General features: G+C 47.2%; 15 protein-coding genes. 9 read left to right on the plus strand and 6 right to left on the minus strand.

All coding sequences use genetic code 11. From position 1 onward, the window contains the following. Positions 1–63: 63 nt before the first annotated feature. Positions 64–294 carry an excisionase gene (locus Q4Q54_RS09730; RefSeq protein ID WP_012088952.1) on the plus strand — a complete coding sequence of 77 codons (231 nt, stop codon included), beginning with the start codon at positions 64–66 and terminating at the stop codon, positions 292–294. Further along, positions 284–1,468, plus strand: a complete 1,185-nt coding sequence (locus Q4Q54_RS09735; protein WP_311988336.1) for a phage integrase Arm DNA-binding domain-containing protein — start codon at positions 284–286, stop codon at positions 1,466–1,468. Before Q4Q54_RS09730 ends, Q4Q54_RS09735 begins: the two co-directional genes overlap by 11 nt. A 290-nt stretch (positions 1,469–1,758) precedes the next feature. Here Q4Q54_RS09735 and Q4Q54_RS09740 read toward each other — a convergent pair whose 3' ends face one another. After that, complete coding sequence (locus tag Q4Q54_RS09740; RefSeq protein WP_311988337.1) at positions 1,759–2,688, minus strand: DNA ligase; 930 nt, start codon at positions 2,686–2,688, stop codon at positions 1,759–1,761. Between the two features lie 279 nt (positions 2,689–2,967). On the opposite strand from Q4Q54_RS09740, the gene Q4Q54_RS09745 reads away from it, so the two are divergent. Next, complete coding sequence (locus Q4Q54_RS09745; protein WP_006086380.1) at positions 2,968–3,339, plus strand: diacylglycerol kinase; 372 nt, start codon at positions 2,968–2,970, stop codon at positions 3,337–3,339. 10 nt (positions 3,340–3,349) lie between these two features. On the opposite strand, the gene hdfR is transcribed toward Q4Q54_RS09745, so the two are convergent. Continuing rightward, the gene (gene hdfR, locus Q4Q54_RS09750; RefSeq protein ID WP_012587830.1) at positions 3,350–4,219 is read right to left on the minus strand and encodes an HTH-type transcriptional regulator HdfR; all 870 of its coding nucleotides are present in this window, start codon (positions 4,217–4,219) and stop codon (positions 3,350–3,352) included. A 108-nt stretch (positions 4,220–4,327) separates the two neighbouring features. Here hdfR and Q4Q54_RS09755 point away from each other — a divergent pair, with 108 nt between their 5' ends. The 3 genes from Q4Q54_RS09755 to Q4Q54_RS09765 all read left to right on the plus strand — a co-directional run bounded on the left by Q4Q54_RS09755 (position 4,328) and on the right by Q4Q54_RS09765 (position 7,046). After that, the gene (locus Q4Q54_RS09755; protein ID WP_011846617.1) at positions 4,328–4,777 is read left to right on the plus strand and encodes a DUF413 domain-containing protein; all 450 of its coding nucleotides are present in this window, start codon (positions 4,328–4,330) and stop codon (positions 4,775–4,777) included. Positions 4,778–4,797: 20 nt separating this feature from the next. Next, positions 4,798–5,784, plus strand: coding sequence for a RimK family alpha-L-glutamate ligase (locus Q4Q54_RS09760; protein ID WP_011846616.1), 987 nt, complete (start codon positions 4,798–4,800; stop codon positions 5,782–5,784). A 398-nt stretch (positions 5,785–6,182) separates the two neighbouring features. Beyond that, a complete protein-coding gene (locus Q4Q54_RS09765; RefSeq protein WP_126492112.1) occupies positions 6,183–7,046 on the plus strand; it encodes a DUF481 domain-containing protein in 864 nt (287 codons plus the stop codon). Positions 7,047–7,182: 136 nt separating this feature from the next. Here Q4Q54_RS09765 and Q4Q54_RS09770 read toward each other — a convergent pair whose 3' ends face one another. Beyond that, positions 7,183–8,805 (minus strand): M28 family metallopeptidase, encoded by a 1,623-nt coding sequence (locus tag Q4Q54_RS09770; protein ID WP_311988338.1) that lies wholly within the window; start codon positions 8,803–8,805, stop codon positions 7,183–7,185. 210 nt (positions 8,806–9,015) lie between these two features. Between Q4Q54_RS09770 and Q4Q54_RS09775 the strand changes: the two genes are divergently transcribed. After that, the gene (locus Q4Q54_RS09775; RefSeq protein WP_012587834.1) at positions 9,016–10,041 is read left to right on the plus strand and encodes a GGDEF domain-containing protein; all 1,026 of its coding nucleotides are present in this window, start codon (positions 9,016–9,018) and stop codon (positions 10,039–10,041) included. Between the two features lie 207 nt (positions 10,042–10,248). Here Q4Q54_RS09775 and Q4Q54_RS09780 read toward each other — a convergent pair whose 3' ends face one another. From Q4Q54_RS09780 to pdsO, 3 genes are all read right to left on the minus strand, one after another. Continuing rightward, positions 10,249–10,953: a class GN sortase gene (locus tag Q4Q54_RS09780; protein ID WP_311988339.1), complete on the minus strand. Its 705-nt coding sequence runs from the start codon at positions 10,951–10,953 to the stop codon at positions 10,249–10,251. A 32-nt stretch (positions 10,954–10,985) separates the two neighbouring features. Next, the gene (locus tag Q4Q54_RS09785) at positions 10,986–13,301 is read right to left on the minus strand and encodes a marine proteobacterial sortase target protein (protein ID WP_311988340.1); all 2,316 of its coding nucleotides are present in this window, start codon (positions 13,299–13,301) and stop codon (positions 10,986–10,988) included. Positions 13,302–13,402: 101 nt separating this feature from the next. After that, a complete protein-coding gene (gene pdsO / locus Q4Q54_RS09790) occupies positions 13,403–14,233 on the minus strand; it encodes a sortase-associated OmpA-like protein PdsO (RefSeq protein ID WP_311988341.1) in 831 nt (276 codons plus the stop codon). A gap of 258 nt (positions 14,234–14,491) precedes the next feature. On the opposite strand from pdsO, the gene pdsR reads away from it, so the two are divergent. Beyond that, positions 14,492–15,184, plus strand: a complete 693-nt coding sequence (gene pdsR, locus Q4Q54_RS09795; protein WP_006081337.1) for a proteobacterial dedicated sortase system response regulator — start codon at positions 14,492–14,494, stop codon at positions 15,182–15,184. 74 nt (positions 15,185–15,258) lie between these two features. Next, positions 15,259–17,418, plus strand: a complete 2,160-nt coding sequence (pdsS, locus tag Q4Q54_RS09800; RefSeq protein ID WP_311988342.1) for a proteobacterial dedicated sortase system histidine kinase — start codon at positions 15,259–15,261, stop codon at positions 17,416–17,418. Positions 17,419–17,542 lie beyond the last annotated feature (124 nt).

A 17,542-nucleotide genomic window follows, 5' to 3' on the forward strand; every position in this document is an offset into this window, starting at 1 on the left:
GCAGGTAAGGCACGATGATGAACACTGCAACAATGCTGGCGCTGACTTAATCAGGAGTCCGATATGATCGAGCAATATATTACCCTTGAAGATTGGGCGAAAATGCATATCGCCTTCTCTGTATCAAAAGCGACTTTGCAGGCTTGGGCAAAGTCAGGATCCATTGTCCCAAGACCAATTAAGCTCGGTAGACGCTGGGCGGTAAAATCCAATGCGATTTACGTAGACCCGACTCAGGTTGTGGTCAGTGATATAAGCGACCCTGTTATCAGGAGAATCCTCAATGGCGGCTAGACCACGTAAGTTCGACCTAGGTGTTGAAAACCTTTATTGCCGGCAAGACGCTCGCAATGGTGAAGTTTATTACCAGTACCGAGATCCCCGCAATGGGGCCTTTAGAGGGCTAGGTAAAGATAGAACCATCGCAAAGGAACGAGCAAGCGCATTAAATCTGTTAATTGCTCAACAACTTGCAAGTGCGTTTATCGATAACTATAACGCTAGGCCGGAACGTGTGGCACAACATGGCATTGCCTTTAAAAAGTGGGTGGAAAAATACATTACTATCCAGGGCGATAGATTAAATAACGGCGAGATCAGACTCAACACGTTTAAAACCCGTAAGTCTCAGGCGACGATTGCTATAAAAGCGATGGGCAATATTCCCCTCAAAGACATATCAACCAAAGACTGTTACGAGCTGATGCAGTCTTTAAGAGCGCAAGGAAAAGAAAGAACTGCGCAGGCGGTGAGATCAGTACTGATTGATATTTTCAAAGAAGCCGCTCAAGCGGGAGAAATCACCGGTGGATTTAATCCCGCATCGGCGACCAAATCCCCACGGGTAAACGTCGTTCGGGATCGGCTTGAACTAGAGGCCGTGAAACAAATCCTCGCGGTTGCCGAAACCAAAGAGCCGTGGGTGAAAAATACCATTCTGCTCGCATTGGTGACTGGGCAGCGCCGCGTTGATATCGCTAACATGCAATTTAAAAAGGGCAACGATTGGGAAAAACTGTATCAAAATTGGAAAACAGGAAACCGTTCGAAGCCACCCTACTCCTATGTTGAAGGTGAATGGCTGCATGTGTTTCAGCAGAAAACCTCAACGATGCTCAAGCTGCCGCTGGGACTTAAACTTGAGGCGTTAGATTTGAGCATTGGCAACGTTGTATTATCGTGCCGTAGCCGCTGTGTATCTAAATACCTGATCCACCATCAACACGGTATTAGAGGTGCAACCATAGGTGGGCAAGTGTTTGTTGATACCATTACCAAACGCTTTTCTGAATGCCGCGACGAGCTTGGTCCATCGACAACGACCTTTCACGAATTGCGATCACTTTCAGAAAGACTCTATAGCGGTCAGGGAATCGACACTCAAATCTTACTTGGTCACAAAGACCCGCGAACCACTGCTGCATATCATGATATACGTGGCCAGATGTGGATAGAGCTAGTGATTTAGCACCAGAAATCACACAGCGTTTTGGAGAGGAATTTTGGAGAGATTTTGGAGAGAGGTTTTTATCTAACAATTACAATGAGTTAAATTTCAAGCAGATATTGCCCATACACACCATCAAGATGCGTTGCACTCTCGCCTCTTTCATTTCATTCAATCCTTCCACAGTCAAAACTTATCTACCGCCATGATTAAGTGATTAAATGTGGTTTGCACCTGATTTGTCAAACTAAAGTTAAATAAAGTCTACTAAAACAAGTTCTTGCACTAAGTTTCGTTAACCATACACGCCCCTATTGTTGACTGTCGATCTTATCTATATCGACGCGTACCCGCAGGAAACTGGCAAATCTGGGTAAGCCATTTACGGTAAGACCCAGATATTTATAGGTGATGATTGCGCCCACGGAGGGGGGATGTTGACGCTCTGCGAGATTAAAACCTGTGCCTATGTTGAAAATCCGGCCGTCTGGGGTTTGCACTCTTATTGCACCCATTTGCCCTGCAAATTGACCTTTCCCTGGTATATGGCCGATCACTGTCGCTTCAGCATCATAATAGGGTTTTAATTTCATCAAATTAGGATTGCGGCCACTGACATACATCGCGGAGCTGCGATGCAGCATTAATCCTTCAGCACCTTTAGCAACTAAGCTATCGAGTTTTTGATACAGAGCTTCAAGACTGTCCACTTGGAACTGCGCTATGACTTCAAGATAATGCGATTTACCACTTAATTCGGTTAACGCAAATTGATAGCGATGCTGAAAGTCGCCACCCGCCTTGGGCACATCGAACACCATAAACCGCACTTTGCGCCAATCATCATCCTTAGCTGAGGTTTGTCGAACTATGCTCGACATAGCCTCAAACTGGCCTCGCCCAAGCCATAATTCACCATCGAGGGGATAATTCGGAAAATTCGCGATAAACCAAGTTGGAGCAGCAATAAGATTACCTTGCCGAGTCAATAATGCCTCTCCATTCCAGTAACCTCGTACCCCGTCGAGTTTTTCGCTAATCAAAAAGTCCTGAATATGAATCTCTTGCTGGGCATCAAACTCAGTTGCCAACTGTATCGAAGGTAGTGAGGTTTGTGCATAGGTCACTGGGACTAAACAACCGAATATTAGCAGACTGAGTAAGAGCTGACGTTGTTTGAAAAACCGAAAGCGGATAAAACGATGAAATGTTAAATCTTGTAACGGGCTGATATGAGTCATTCTCTTGCTCACTCTGACAATATATCCTTCATCAAGCTTAGAACGCATAGCTCAAGTTGCACTAAAAAACCGTCGAAAGTCACTAAGCGCCTAAGTTAACAACGAATGTTGATGACGATTTTACTCAGTTAATTGTTTATGCGCTTTTCATCTCGGGCTATACTGCGGCCAAATTTATTGACTCAGTCAAATGTTAAAATCCACAACAGTTGGTTTTATCAAACCTGTTTGAGTGAGCAACACCTCAGCGCATTGTCGCTAATGTCTATTGGAAACACTATGAAACCAGCCAACAATCACGGTATTAAACGCATTTTCAGAGCGACGGGATTTTCGATGAAGGGCTTAAAGGCCGCTTGGGTCCACGAAGCCGCTTTTAGACAGGAATTAATGTTGGCCATCGTCATGTTACCCGTGGCTTTATGGGTTGATATCAGCACGATTGAACGTTTGTTGCTGATTTTTACACTGTTTATAGTTTTGATTGTTGAGCTTTTAAACTCGGCGATTGAAGCTGTAGTCGATCGTGTTGGCAGTGAAATTCACCCACTAAGCGGCCAAGCCAAGGACATTGCCTCGGCTGCAGTGTTTATGAGTCTTGCACTGTGTGGATTAACTTGGCTGGTCGTATTGGCGCCACTGGTGTTTTAACACCGACGTTTTAGATAGTCGCATGAGCAAACACTGAGCCATCGTCCCTTAAAAAGTCGATGGCTTGTTTGATCTGGGCTAAACGATCATTTTCCGCCCAATAGGCAACATACACATTTCTTGAAATGGCGCTGGCGCCACTGACGTGATGCAATTCGCCGCTGCGCAAAGCATGCTGCACCAAATGCTCGGGTAAGAAAGCACAACCACCATTATTTAAGATGAAATCCAAGGCGATACGCGCTGAGCTCGTGTGCAGTGTTGGCACAGGCAGCGACGCATATTCCTGCGCATGCACAATATTAAACGCCGTCCCCCAATCCACTTTCACATATTGCCCCGGCAGCACGGCAGTCACCGTTTGACCTTTTAGGCTCGAAACCAACAACAAATTAATTTGCCCCAGCTGCACTAATTCAAATTGATCAAGCTTTGGCGGATCGAATGAAATCGCGATATCTAGGGTGCGGTCCATTAATTGGCGCGTCATCGCATTGGCAGGCAGCACTTCGGTGCGCAGCGCAACGCCGGGCAGCCCCACATGTAATCCCTGTAAATAACCTTGCAAATAGGCATCCCAAATATTCGGCCCTGCACCAATGGCAAGCTGAGTCGACTGTAACTGACTGAGGGAAACATCTTGTTTAGCCCGCTCCCACGCCGTTAATACCGCCTCGGCATGGCCAAGCATGCGCTCGCCTGCGGGTGTGGGCTGAATGTTATTACGCTGCCGCTCAAACAGCGCGACGCCTAAAATGCTCTCAAGCTGTTTGACTCGAAAACTCACGGCACTGCGCGTGAGATACAGATTCTCGGCCGCTTTACCGAAATGGCGAGTACGGGAGACTTCAAGAAAGGTTTTCAGTAAATCGGTATCCATAAAAATTCTTGACCAACATAGGCAAATTTTTTTGATTTATAAATCAATAATACTAGCCAATACTCCAGTTGCAAATCTTTGTATATCAAAAACTAGAGGGTATCTGCCATGTCTGAACAGTCTTTTTCAAACGCTAACAAGGGTTCTGAGACGTTTAACGGCTCAGCTGCTGCCAGTTTTGTCTCGCAAAAACGTTTCTACGACGACGCGAATTTCCCCAAAGGCTTCAAACGAAGCGGCGATTTTACCAATAAAGAAGCTGAACTGCTTGAATTGCATGGTCATGCAATGAAGAATTTAGCCGAAGGTAAAACCTTGCCCTGCACCTCCGATGAAGCCCAATTTGTGGAAGTCGCCAAAGGAAATATCGCGCCCAGTAGCTTGTTAGAGCAGATCTGGGTAAAGTATCGCAGGCTCGCCATGGGGAAACCCTTTTATGCCGTGGTTGGTACAGTGCATTTGCCTGCAACCAAGCCCGAAATAGAAGTTGAGGCCGAGGCTGTATTTGATATTGAAGATGATGTTCAGGATGAACCTGAACCCGAGGATAAAGAATGAAGATTAAGGTTTGCTACTAAATGCGTGGTTGGATTTTATATAAAGAAACCGCGACTCAGCTAAAACCTGAATGGTATGAAATTGAGCGTCTACTGGCGGCAGCAAAAGCCGACAACATACAGTTGGAAGTTTACGCACCTGATGAATTTGATCTGACTGTCACCAGAGAAGATAACAAGAGTATTTTATTGAATGGGCAAGCCGTCGAGCTGCCCGATTTTATTATTCCGCGAATGGGATCAGGCACAACTTACTTTGCCTTAGCCATTATTCGCCACTTAGAAAGATTAGGGGTGTATTGCCTCAATCCTTCTAAAGCCATTGAAATCGTTAAAGACAAATTATTCTCCCAGCAATTGTTGGCAGAGAAAAATTTGCCTACGCCTAAAACCATGTTGGTTAAGTTCCCCGTCGATATAGCCCTCGTAGAGCGCCATCTCGGCTTTCCTGTGGTGATTAAAACGCTTTCTGGCTCACAGGGCAGCGGTGTGTTTTTATCCCACAAGGCACGTGAATTTGACGATCTAATGCAGTTGATTGAAGCGACCAACAAAAACGCTAACATCATTCTGCAAGAGTTTATCGCTAACAGCCATGGGCGCGATCTTCGGGTATTTACCATCGGTGGTCGTGTTGCAGGTTGCTACGAAAGGCGTGGTCAAGAAGACAGCTTTAAAGCCAATGTCAGTGCCGGCGGCTCAGCGCGTCCATTTCAAATCACTCCTGAAATTGAATGGCTTGCCACGCAAACAGCCAATATTCTCGATCTCGATGTTGCGGGTATCGATTTATTGTTTGATAACGGCCATTACAAAATTTGCGAAGCAAACTCATCCCCAGGATTTGAAGGCTTAGAATCCTGTTTGAATGTGGATATTGCCGCGCAAATTTTACACTTTATTCGCATCCGTTTAGGCATGTTTAATAAAGATGAGCCAAGTAGCCCCAAAGTGGTTATTACTGACAATGTAGAAACGTCTGTGACGCCCGTTATCGAGCCTAAATAGCGGACCAGCGATATAATATCAATATCTAGCGGTATCACGCCGCTAGATATTCTTAAATTGATTACTATCCCCCATTTATCATGTTTCACATCCATTGGCATGTCGCGCCACAAGCAAAGCTGCAATACTGAAGTCATTTCTAGGTAGCACTAGCCCCTCCCTTACCGTTTGCGTTAGTCCTTCAATCCACAATTGATGTGATGTTTCGCTCAAATTTCGTTCAATACCGCTAAAATAAGTCCTACTTTTGTTTCAAATCACAAATTTTCGCATTTTTTAAAACATTTTATTCACATCGCGAAATTTGCTGTTAAACTCCAAATGTCGATTTTTTATGGCACTAAAGTCTGACCTTATCGCTAAACATAATAAGAATAATGCTGGAGTTACTCCTTAACATGTCGATTCGCCTGTTACCCCTCATCATAGCGTCACTCGTCAGCACTCAAGTGCAAGCCGATGACTTTACTATTCAATTAGGCGGCTTCTACTCGCAATCAGACACCAATATGGAAGTCACTAACCCAGTTTCGGGTAATAACTTCACCTTAGATTATGAATCTGATCTCAAACTCGCTGAAAACGAATTCCTGCCTTTTATCGAGTTAAATTATCACTTCAACGAGCGGCACAATATCTACCTCGACTGGAAACAACTCCACCGTAGCGCCGACACCCAAGCCCTAGCCAAACCCTTCCAGCTCGAAATCAACGACACCATTTACGATATCAAAGCCGGCGGTAAGCTCAGTTCAACCTTAAACATCGATGTGCTGCGCTTAGGCTATGGTTATGATGTCTTTCAAGGCAGTAACTATGATGTGGGTCTGTCATTTGGTTTACACACTATGTTTATCAAGACAGGTTTTGAAGGTGTGATTGGAGTTTGCGCTTCGTCAGAATTACTCAATAACGTCTGTGGTAGCCAAGCGATCCCGCGCATTGTTGATGAAAATGTCACTGCACCACTGCCGGACTTTGGTATTTATGGTCAGTATGAATTTGTTCCAGGTTGGCAAGTCACCAGCCATGCACAGTATTTCTACATCACACTCAATGATGTAAAAGGCGAGCTTGTTGATATTAAAGTCGGTGTTGATGCACAAATCACTCAAAACTGGCGTATGAGCGTGGCCTATAACTACTACAAAGTTGATGTGGATATTGCCCAAAACTCGCCGAATAAAGACACTCAAATTGCCGATTACAATATTTATTACAGCTTTATCGGCCCTATGCTTTCCATCAGTTATTCTTTTTAATTCAAATATATTCCATTAAGACTCTTATTGTCTCAATTGCCCACGCTTAGCTAAAACCATTTTCCAAATCCTAGCTAAAATCAGCGTTAAAAAATAAGGGCACCTACTGGCGCCCTCATGATTCAACTCATTAACACTATTTACGCCCATCTTGCTCGCGCTTGGCTTTAAAGTCAGATGACTCAAGCCAATGGGGCCAATCGGTACTATTGGCTAAGCTGGTAATCATACTGGCGATAAGGTCTAAATCTTGGCTTACACCACCTAAATTCCAGCTTGGATCATAATCGTCAGCAGGCTTGTGATATTTATGGGCGATATAATCAGGATCGGTATCCCCAAGGCTCATAAATAACAATCCAGGTACACCTTGTTGTGCTAGCGCAAAGTGGTCCGATCTAAACATCAACCCATTCTGCGGTCTTGGATCGGCTTTAACTGAACGCTCTTGGGCCTTCGCGGCGTTATCTAAGTATTGCTCCAACTCAGATACGCCTTCACCATAACGCAAAATGTAATCCACGCCCTTATTCACATTCATGCCATCGATATTTAAAAAGGCGACGATGTTTTTCGTTGGCACACTCGGATGCTGAGCAAAATGCTGCGCTCCAATCAGACCCGTTTCTTCCGCCGTAAAGGCGCTGAAGAGCACCGAGCGATCCAGTGGCGCCGTCTTGGCTTGCTGTTTGAAGTAACGCGCCAAGGCTAAAACCCCCGCCACACCGCTGGCATTATCGACCGCTCCGTTCAAAATCTCTGACTTACCGTCTTCAATCACAGTGCCAAGATGATCCCAATGGGCATGCATCATCACCACTTCGTCGGGGCGCGTTTTACCTGGCAGTAAAGCCGCGACGTTATGGGACTCGGCGCGTTCAATTTTATTGTTTAACGTGAGCTGGGCGCTCAACTTAAGTGGGATCGCCTTAAAGTTTGGCTTGGCTGCTTGCTGCTTTAAGGTATCAAAATCCAATCCTGCTTTAGTAAAGATTTTTTGCGCGGTTTCGTGCTGAACCCAGCCCATGATGCCAACTTGGCCTAGGTTATTATTGGCATCGACCAGAGTGAACTTAGTGCCCGTGTTGGAGTTTTGCACCACACCCCAGCCATAGGCGGCAGGCGCTGTTTCGTGAACTATAAACACAGCCTCGGCGCCTTGACGCGCGGCTTCCTCATACTTATAAGTCCAGCGACCGTAATAGGTCATGGCATTGCCTTTAAATACCGCAGGGTCTTGAGTCACAAAGCCAGGATCATTCACAAGCACAATAACGGTTTTGCCTTTTACATCTAACCCTTGGTAATCATTCCAGCCATATTCGGGCGCGTTGATCCCGTAGCCGACAAACACCACATCGCTTTTATTCAGGCTCACGGTTTCGGCAACTCTCTGGGTTCTCGCGGTAAATTCACTGCCATTGGCAAATTTAAGTCCACCGATATCAAGCTGCATGTTTTGATCTGCGCTAATTTGCGCTAAAGGCACGGCCTGCAGATAACTGTCACCAAATCCGGGTTTGAGACCCATATCTTTAAATGCTTTCACTAAATAGTCTAAAGTTAAGGTCTCACCTTTAGACAAAGGCGCACGTCCACCGAAGGCATCACTGGCTAAGGTTTTAACATCGGTTCGGTATTGCGCGAGATCGAGGCTTTGCACAAATGCGGTTTCAGCAAAGACGGGTAATGAGATAGTGGCCATCAGACTTGTGGCTAAGATGATATTTTTCACAACTTTCTCCCAAGTTATTATCATTATTTGATTTTAAGGATAGACTTTACCATATCATCTTTAGTTTATGATGGAAGTCTTAGCGCAAACGGAGTCGCTGCAGCCCAAGCACAAACGGTGTTCATGCCTTCATCGAGCCGACGATGCTTACGGTTAGCTTTGAACAGATAACAACAGAATAAAATAGCGAAAATCTTAAAATATCCGTTTATTTTCATTAAGTAAGGTAACAATATGTCGCTAGAGTTATTACAAGCCGCGGCACTGAATCTCAAAAAAGCAGTGCCTCTGATGCTCAAACATAAAATTCCGACCACCCCGGTTAACTATGCGCTTTGGTACACTTATGTTGGTGAACAGAATCCCGAATTAAATCAACGACTCGATACCGTTATCGCTCAGTACAACACTTGTCCTCCTGTGAGTAGCGAACTCTTATATCGCCAGTATGTTGCCGATCCCGTTGAACTCGATGTCCGCGAAATGCGCCAGAATCTGGATGCTATGGTGACTGAGCTGTCCCAATCGCTCAAAGATACCAATCTGGATGCCAATGAATTCCAGTCGCGCATCGAGAGTAATTTTGAAAAGCTCAACCGCATCGAAGATGAGGGTTTTAGTGTTGAGCAAGTGCTCGATCTGGTGCGCAGTTTAGTGAAAGAGTCGGACAATATTCGCTCGAGCACTGAGTTCTTTACCGGACAATTGCAGAAAGCGCAAACCGAAATCGATGCGCTAAAGAAAAAGCTCGAACAGACAGAAAAAGATGTGCTTTACGATGCGCTGACTGGCTGCTTTAATCGCCGCGCCTTCGACAGCGATTTTGCCGGTATGTTGGCCCAAGCGCCCTTAGGCACCTGCTTGATCTTGGCCGATATCGACCATTTTAAAGTGTTTAACGACACCTATGGCCACCAGCTCGGCGACCAAGTGTTACGCGCCGTGGCGAAACGGCTGCAGGAATCCTGCCGCGATGGCGCGAAACTGTATCGTTTTGGCGGTGAAGAATTTGTGATTATTGTGCCTAAAAGTCAGTTACGCATCGCAAGGCAACTGGCCGAAGCCATGCGCCGTGGACTCGAAAAGCTCAGTTTGAAAGACAGACGTAAAGACGAGCGCATCAATAATATCAGTGCCTCATTTGGGGTTGCCCAATGGCAAGAAAAACAAACGGGCATGCAATTGATTGAAGCGGCAGATAAATTACTTTATGACGCTAAACGTTTAGGTCGAAATCGCGTGTTGCCGATCAGCAACTGATTGTGATGGCTTGATTATGCTAACTGGAACGCAATGAATTAGCCTGAAGCCGATGATTCGGCTTCAGGCTAGGATGATTAAAAGACAGTCATTTGGCGGTTACTGATAAGCACTATTTATTCAGCATTATTTAGTTAACATTATTAGCTCAAAGCAGCCTTAACGCTTTGGTTGAAGATTGCGCTAAGGCTTAAATTAACGTGCGACCTAATGGGTGAAACTGCGCGATACAGAAGCGACCTTCCCTTGCATCCCATTTCCAGTTGAAGCTGAAACATCGGCACTAGTCGTATCCATTGATTCATCCTCAACCGGTATCGCCTGCACCACAAAGCGCAGTTCGGCGCCGCCTTGAAGCGCATCGAAGGGATAACAAGTGATTAAGGTTAAGCGATTATCAGCGGATCGCGCCATAAACTGCGTTTCAGTTTCATTTACCACCTGAGTTGCAACCACTTCATAAATAATGTGATTTCCCTTAAGCGTTTGCAGCGATAGTCGGCGACCCACCGCCATACCATTGAGGATCGCAAAATGCGTGTCCCTGTGTCCGGCAATCACAGTATTGCCCTTTTGCCCCGCTGGCGCGCTGGACAATACTAAACTTGGGCCAAATGCCAAATTTCGCCCTGAAGCCCCCGCCAACACATATAAACTGTCATTAAGCTCGGCTTCAATATCGCTATTAGCCGCTTGCTCGCGGTAAAACGACAGCTTTGCCACGGGATAAGTATCCGCCCATGACCAAGGCTTATGAGATTGTCCATCGGCTAAGGTTTTAGTCCACGCCTGTTCAATCAAATACTGGGCAAAGTGTGCTTTAGCTTGCATATAGAGTCCCTTTCCTAACAATGTTGCGCCAATTAAAAATAATCCCACCACTAAAAATCGCTGTGTTCTGCCTTTGCTCATCGGGCTTTACTCGTCGTTCATGATTCATTGGTTCATCTATGACAGGCAAGCGCCGCCATGGCCGCCTTCTCTTCACGTTTTTGTCGCAGAATCGATCCCATAAGTACCAAGGCCAACAGCAAGGTCAGCGCACCCAATAACATATCCAAACGGCTCGAGGTCGCAGTTTGTGGCAAGGCACCAAAAGGCAGCCAACCTAATGGCAAGTGCTGACGCACCACGGCATCGCGGCTCATTGCGGTTGAATCTATGGAGGTTAAGTCCACCGCCACTAAGCTGGTATAAGCGCTGACTAAGTGATAATTCATCGACAAAGCCGTGACTTGCTGCTTTACCTTGTCATCATTTGCGCCATTTTTACTCAGCTCCAATGCACCAATCTGTTTACGCGCCCACAGCAAATCTAAACCCGCACCTTGATTGGTGATAAGTCCCGCTGAGTTGTCCTGAAGTGATAACGACTGTTGCCAGTTTTTATGCCCTTGGCGACCTGAGATCACTAATTCCTGCGGCTCACGGGCGCTGCGTTTTAGACTCACAAGCACAGGCTCGCCGCGGTACAAATCTGCAATCGGTGACGGCCAGTAATCGGGCACACTGCCATCGTCATAACGCACTTGAATATCGGTTAATACGGGATATTGAATTTTGCTCAGCAAGGCGCTGATCTTCTCGTCGACTTCATCCACTTTGCCAATATAAGTAAAAGTGCCGCGGCCCAGTTCTGCCGCCCTTTGCATAAAGTGAGAATTAGGCGCAGAGCCTATACCTACAGTAAACAAACGGCTCTCACCGATTTGGTAGCGGATCAAATCGAACAAGGCTTGCTCATTGCCCACAGAGCCGTCGGTCATAAAGATCACTTGGCGCAAAGGCTGCACAGCATCGGGCGAGACACTACCCAAGGATTTTGGCAATGCAGCATCCAATGCCAGCGCCATTTCGGTGCCACCATCGGCCTGTAAACGGCTCACAAATTGACGGGCGCGGGACAAATTAGACGAAGTCGCCGGTAATGGTGTCGCTGAAAGCTTAGACAGACTGGAATTAAATTCGATAATGTTAAAACTGTCTTCGGGCTTGAGTCCTTTTAACGCATATAGCAGTGCATTTTTGGCTTGAACGATAGAATCCCCCGCCATAGAACCCGAAGTATCTATCACCAGAATTAATTCACGGGGCAAGCTCGGCAGGTTGCTCTTTTCGACCTTAGGAGGCAACACCATGACAAGACTGTAATTATCTTCATTTACGCCGTTGGCTGTGCTGGTTTCAAGCGTGTCCTGAGACACATTATCGCCATCGGGTTTATGGGTCTTACCCTGTTGATTAAACACCCAAGCCATAGGACTCGTGCCCTGCTGTACACGCCATTGCAATACAAAGTCACGATTAGCAGGCACACGTTGTGCCAGTGAGACATCGACGCCGCTATTGGTTTGCTTAAGTTGGATATCATGGTAAGGGCTCTCAATGGACGCCTTATCAACCCCCTTGGCGAGTAAGACTTGAATGTCAGCCTTAAGCACAGGATCGCGTTCACTGGTCGCATTACGCACCGGCGCCACAATCCGGTCGGCATCAAACACCTGCGAGCTGGTTACTCGGCTCGATTGGCGCACCTGTGCCATGGGATCATGTGAATCGCTAGCACTTACGTCAGTGGTCAGGCCCGGAATATACCGAGGTGCGACCACCAGCGGAAAACGTAGGCTAAATAAGCCGTCTTCATATTTGATGCTCTCCTGATAGCTGATTTCGACAATCAGCTCTTCCTGCGGTGCTAGGTTGGCCACTTCGGTCGTGAACATATTTGGCCGCTCTTGGCTCACTAAGCTGGCACGTTTACCTTCCGCTTTGGCTTGCTCAAAAATCTGCTTAGCTTCGGCCTTAGGATGAATTTGCCCTTCGATAACCCTTTGGCCGATATGTAATCGCAGCGAATCCACCGCGGCCTCATTGGGCAACGGGAACAAATACTGCCCATTCAACACAAACTCAGTGTTATTGCGAAAAACCTGCTTCACACTCACGCGATTACTTAAGCCAGAGACTTGCATCGACACTTGTGTATCGAGCGGCAAAGATGGCACCCAAGCGCCGCTCGGCTGACGATATAGTAATAATCCCTGGGTAATGTCATCGTAATTAATGACCTGTGATTCTGCCGTACTTTGAGCAGTGTTTTGGCCTACCAGCGCCGAGGCAATATTCTGTGGCTCAGACAATGTACCAGTGCTATTGGGTGAGGCTAATGCCACAAAAGGCAAGCCCCAACATACGGCAGCACTGATCATTAATATCGCTAAGCTTTCGCTGATTTCTTTTACCCTTTTCCCTGTGATCATCACAAAGGCTTCCTTCTATTAACCGATATGGACTGGCGTTCGCAGTCGTTAAAATGAATGTTCTAATTTGACGAATTAGGATGGACGATGAACATCGACCGCTATTGCGTCGTGCGCGTTGCCATCAAAGTTGAATGGGGCTGTAAGGTCAAAGTCACGCGGCGATCGAACACATCCGATTCCCTATCCTGCTCCGCTTGCAATGGTGATAAAGCGCCAAAGGCTTGGGTTGTCATGCGCTCAGCGGCGACGCCTTGCTTCATCAGGTAGCCACGGACTTCCAGTAAACGTTGCTCAGAAAGGGCTTGGTTGTAGCTCACATCACCACGGCGATCGGCATAGCCTTTTAATTCCAAATTAAGCTCGGGCGACAGATTCATCACCTCGGCCACATCATCTAATTGGGGCAAAAAATGCGATTCGACCTCGTAGGAACCAGTGCGAAACTGCACGTTTAGTCCTAGTGCGAGTTCACTGAGTAATTGACGCTGCGCGGATAGCAACTCATCAAGATCTTGCTGCGCCTTGGCATATTCGCTGGCGCGTTTTTCGGCGGCTTGTTGCTTTACACTTAACTCGGATAATTGCGACTCTTGCAGGCTGATCTGTCTTTGCTGAACGTGCAGCGTGTCTGTGTCGCTGACCGACTTACCAATCAAGGTGCCAGTGAACGCACCAATAATGGCCCCCACTGGGCCACCGACTAACGCGCCCACTAACGCCCCACCACCGAGGCCAATTAAGGCTTCTGGCTGTTCGTCCTCACTTGCGTATTCGCCATCCATCGCCATACCGCTGGCATCGACGTCATTATCTAAGCTGCGCTCCTGTCCTTGAGCTTGATTTTGCAGTGAAACCCGCGCCGACACACTGGAGACTGGCGCGCTTAATAAACTCAAAACCAACAGATTAATTAGTGTCTTTTTCATCATCTCATTCCTTTTTGATTATTAGCTGAGCTTGCACTCGAACCTGAACAACAAGTTCAAAAACCCATGAGGTCAAAACGGGTGCAAAACTGAATGAGGCTATTAAACACAAGTGGAATGGCATGAGCAGGGATGGAAAATGGCAATGCAACTATCAATTGTGGCAACAAAATGGCAATTGCATTTGTGGCCTTTTATCTCGGGTAAAATCCTGTATAGTCACGAAAACTTACTCCCCCAAGTCAATAGGAATATGGCTCTATGAAGCGTATCGCCATAGTGGAAGATGAAGCGGCCATTCGCGAGAATTACAAGGACGTGCTGCAACAACACGGTTACAGCGTGCAAACCTATGCCGACAGACCATCGGCCATGTTAGCCTTTAACACTCGGTTACCGGATTTAGCCATTATCGACATCGGCTTAGGCAATGAAATCGACGGCGGCTTTATGCTGTGTCAGTCATTGCGCGCTATGTCGAGCACGCTGCCGATCATCTTTTTGACCGCCCGTGACAGTGACTTTGATACTGTTTGTGGCCTGCGTTTAGGCGCCGATGATTACTTGAGTAAAGAAGTGAGCTTCCCCCATTTAACTGCGCGCTTAGCGGCCTTGTTTCGCCGCTCCGAGCTTGCGGCCAGCCAAACGGCGCAGGAAAACCTGCTTGAGCGAGGTCCGCTGACGATTGATGCTAACCGCATGCAAGTCTATTGGAACCAATTACCGATTGAGCTTACCGTCACCGAATTTTGGATGGTGCACGCGTTAGCCAAACACCCGGGCCATGTGCGCAGTCGCCATGAGTTGATGCAAGAAGCGAAGATTTTTGTCGATGACAGCACGATCACTTCCCATGTGAAACGCATTCGCAAGAAGTTCATCGCCACCGCGCCTGAATTTGATTGTATCGATACGGTTTATGGCATGGGTTATCGCTGGGACAGCTTAGCCTGAACTCTCGCGATACCTTGATGCACGTAACCTTGAGCCAATACACTTTTGATCCCATTGATGCTGATCCCTAACTTATGACACGTTTCCCCTTTGGTCTACGCACTAAAGTCATCGGCCTTAGCCTGTTTTTACTCTGCCTACCTTGGCTGGGGTATCAATATGTGTGGGAGATGGAAAAGTATCTTCGCCACGGTCAAGAACGCACCTTAGAAGGCACGACTCAGGCACTGGCCACCGCGCTGCACGAACGGCCGAAATTGTTCGATGGACAAGCGAGCTTTTTAAAGCAAGTGGAAAAGAGTCGCGATCTGTACGCCTATCAACTCAATGGGGCGATTCTGCTCGACGGTAAACTCAACGAATGGGAAGAATATCAGCACAGATTTATCCAGTACGGTGAGGCGCATCAGATCATGCGCGCCGATCCCAACGCGCCGCTGACCTTAAGCTTTACCCACATGGTCGGCCAGTATGATGGTTATCTGTATGCCTTCTTTCAAGTGACCGACCCAACTGTGGTACTGCGTGGCAAAAATGCCCTAAGTGTCGATAGAAACGATCATCTTTCAATTGCGACACTCGCGCCCGACAATAAATTTAAACGCTATATCGTTGCCACCACGCAACCCGGTTGGATCAGCGCCTTCGAGTTACCCGCCAATCCTAAGCAAACCGTGCCCGTCAAACCTGAAGTGCGCATCCAAGGACAATGGGCGACCACAGATGTGGGCTACAATGTCGAGCTGCGTATTCCCTTAGACATGGTCGGCAGCAAACTCGGTTTTGCCATCTCCGATGTCAACGACAGCAAAAACCGCGATGTGGCAGCCGTTGTCGGCACCTCGGCCTTAGATACGGTCGATAATCTCGGCACTGTGTTGGTGCCATCGCCAGAAATTGAAAACATTATCAAAGGTATGAGCCACTATAGCTCACGCATTTGGGTGGTCGATAAGCACGGCCGCGTACTGGCAAAATCGGGCGATATTCGAGCCAATGACAGCGTGTGGACCCGCACCTTAGAAGATGAAAAGAGCACCACGCTGTGGGAAACCTTCAAGCGCGATTACTTGCATCCGCTGTACTATAAAATCCTCACTAAGCCGCCCAAAGACTTTATCGACTCCTTGCAAGACTCCACCGAGCTTGATGGCAGTCATATCCAAAAAGCCCTCGCGGGTCAGCAAAGCTCAACTTGGCGCTTAACCCCAGACAACAAAGCTGTGGTGCTCGCTGCCGCCAGCCCTATTTGGATTGATAACAATGTGATGGGTGCCGTCGTCGCCGAAGAAACCACCCATGGGATCCGTACCCTGCGTAACCGCGCGCTGGAAAAACTCTTTAACGTGATTTTGACCATTATGAGCATGGGCACCTTGGCGCTGTTCTTTTTCGCTTCGAGCATTTCTAACCGTATCCGTAAACTGCGCGATGAGGCCGAAAATGCCATCGATAGCCAGGGCCGCGTTCGTAATCACCTCAAACCGTCTAAAGCACGGGATGAAATTGGCGATCTGTCCCGCAGTTTTTCCAGCATAGTCGGACGGCTTGGTCAGTACACCCATTATCTGGAAAACATGTCGTCGCGCCTGTCCCATGAGCTGCGCACGCCCGTGGCGGTTGTGCGTTCATCCCTTGAGCATTTAAACCTGCAAACCTTAGATAAAGACACGCAGAAATATGTCGACCGCGCCCAAGAAGGTGTCAGCCGCTTAAGCATGATTTTAAATAACATGAGCGAAGCAACGCGCTTAGAGCAGAGTTTAATGCAGGCCGATATCACTAAATTCCCACTATCCCAAGTGGTTAGCGGTTGTATGCAAGGTTATCAAATGACCTATCCAGAACAAGGCTTTAGCGTAAAAGTGCCCGAGCAACCATTGATGATGCAAGGTGTACCGGAATATATCGCCCAGTTGATGGACAAACTTATCGCTAACGCGATTGAGTTTTGCGATAAAGGCAGTGCCATCGAAGTCACGCTCACCCAAGTGGGTAAGCAAGCGACATTGCTTATCAGTAACTTAGGGCCAGAATTACCTGTTGATATGTCGGAGCAGATTTTCGATTCCATGGTGTCGGTGCGGATAAATCAAGCCCAAGACAAACCTCATCTCGGTTTAGGTCTGTATATCGCACGATTGGTCGCCGAGTTCCACCAAGGACAAATCCTCGCCCGCAATCGCAGCGAGCATAATGGCGTGGATATCCTTGTAACCTTGCCGTTAAATTAAGAGTCACGTTGCCATTGAACTCGGCTTCATAATCTAAAGACCGAAGGGACAGGCGCCAATAACATGAGTCAAACTCATCATCGCGCCTCCTGTCATTTCTGCGCGCAGATGCTAAGATGGCCGC

This window comes from Shewanella sp. SP2S2-4 (genome assembly GCF_031932025.1).
Taxonomy (GTDB): domain Bacteria; phylum Pseudomonadota; class Gammaproteobacteria; order Enterobacterales; family Shewanellaceae; genus Shewanella; species Shewanella baltica.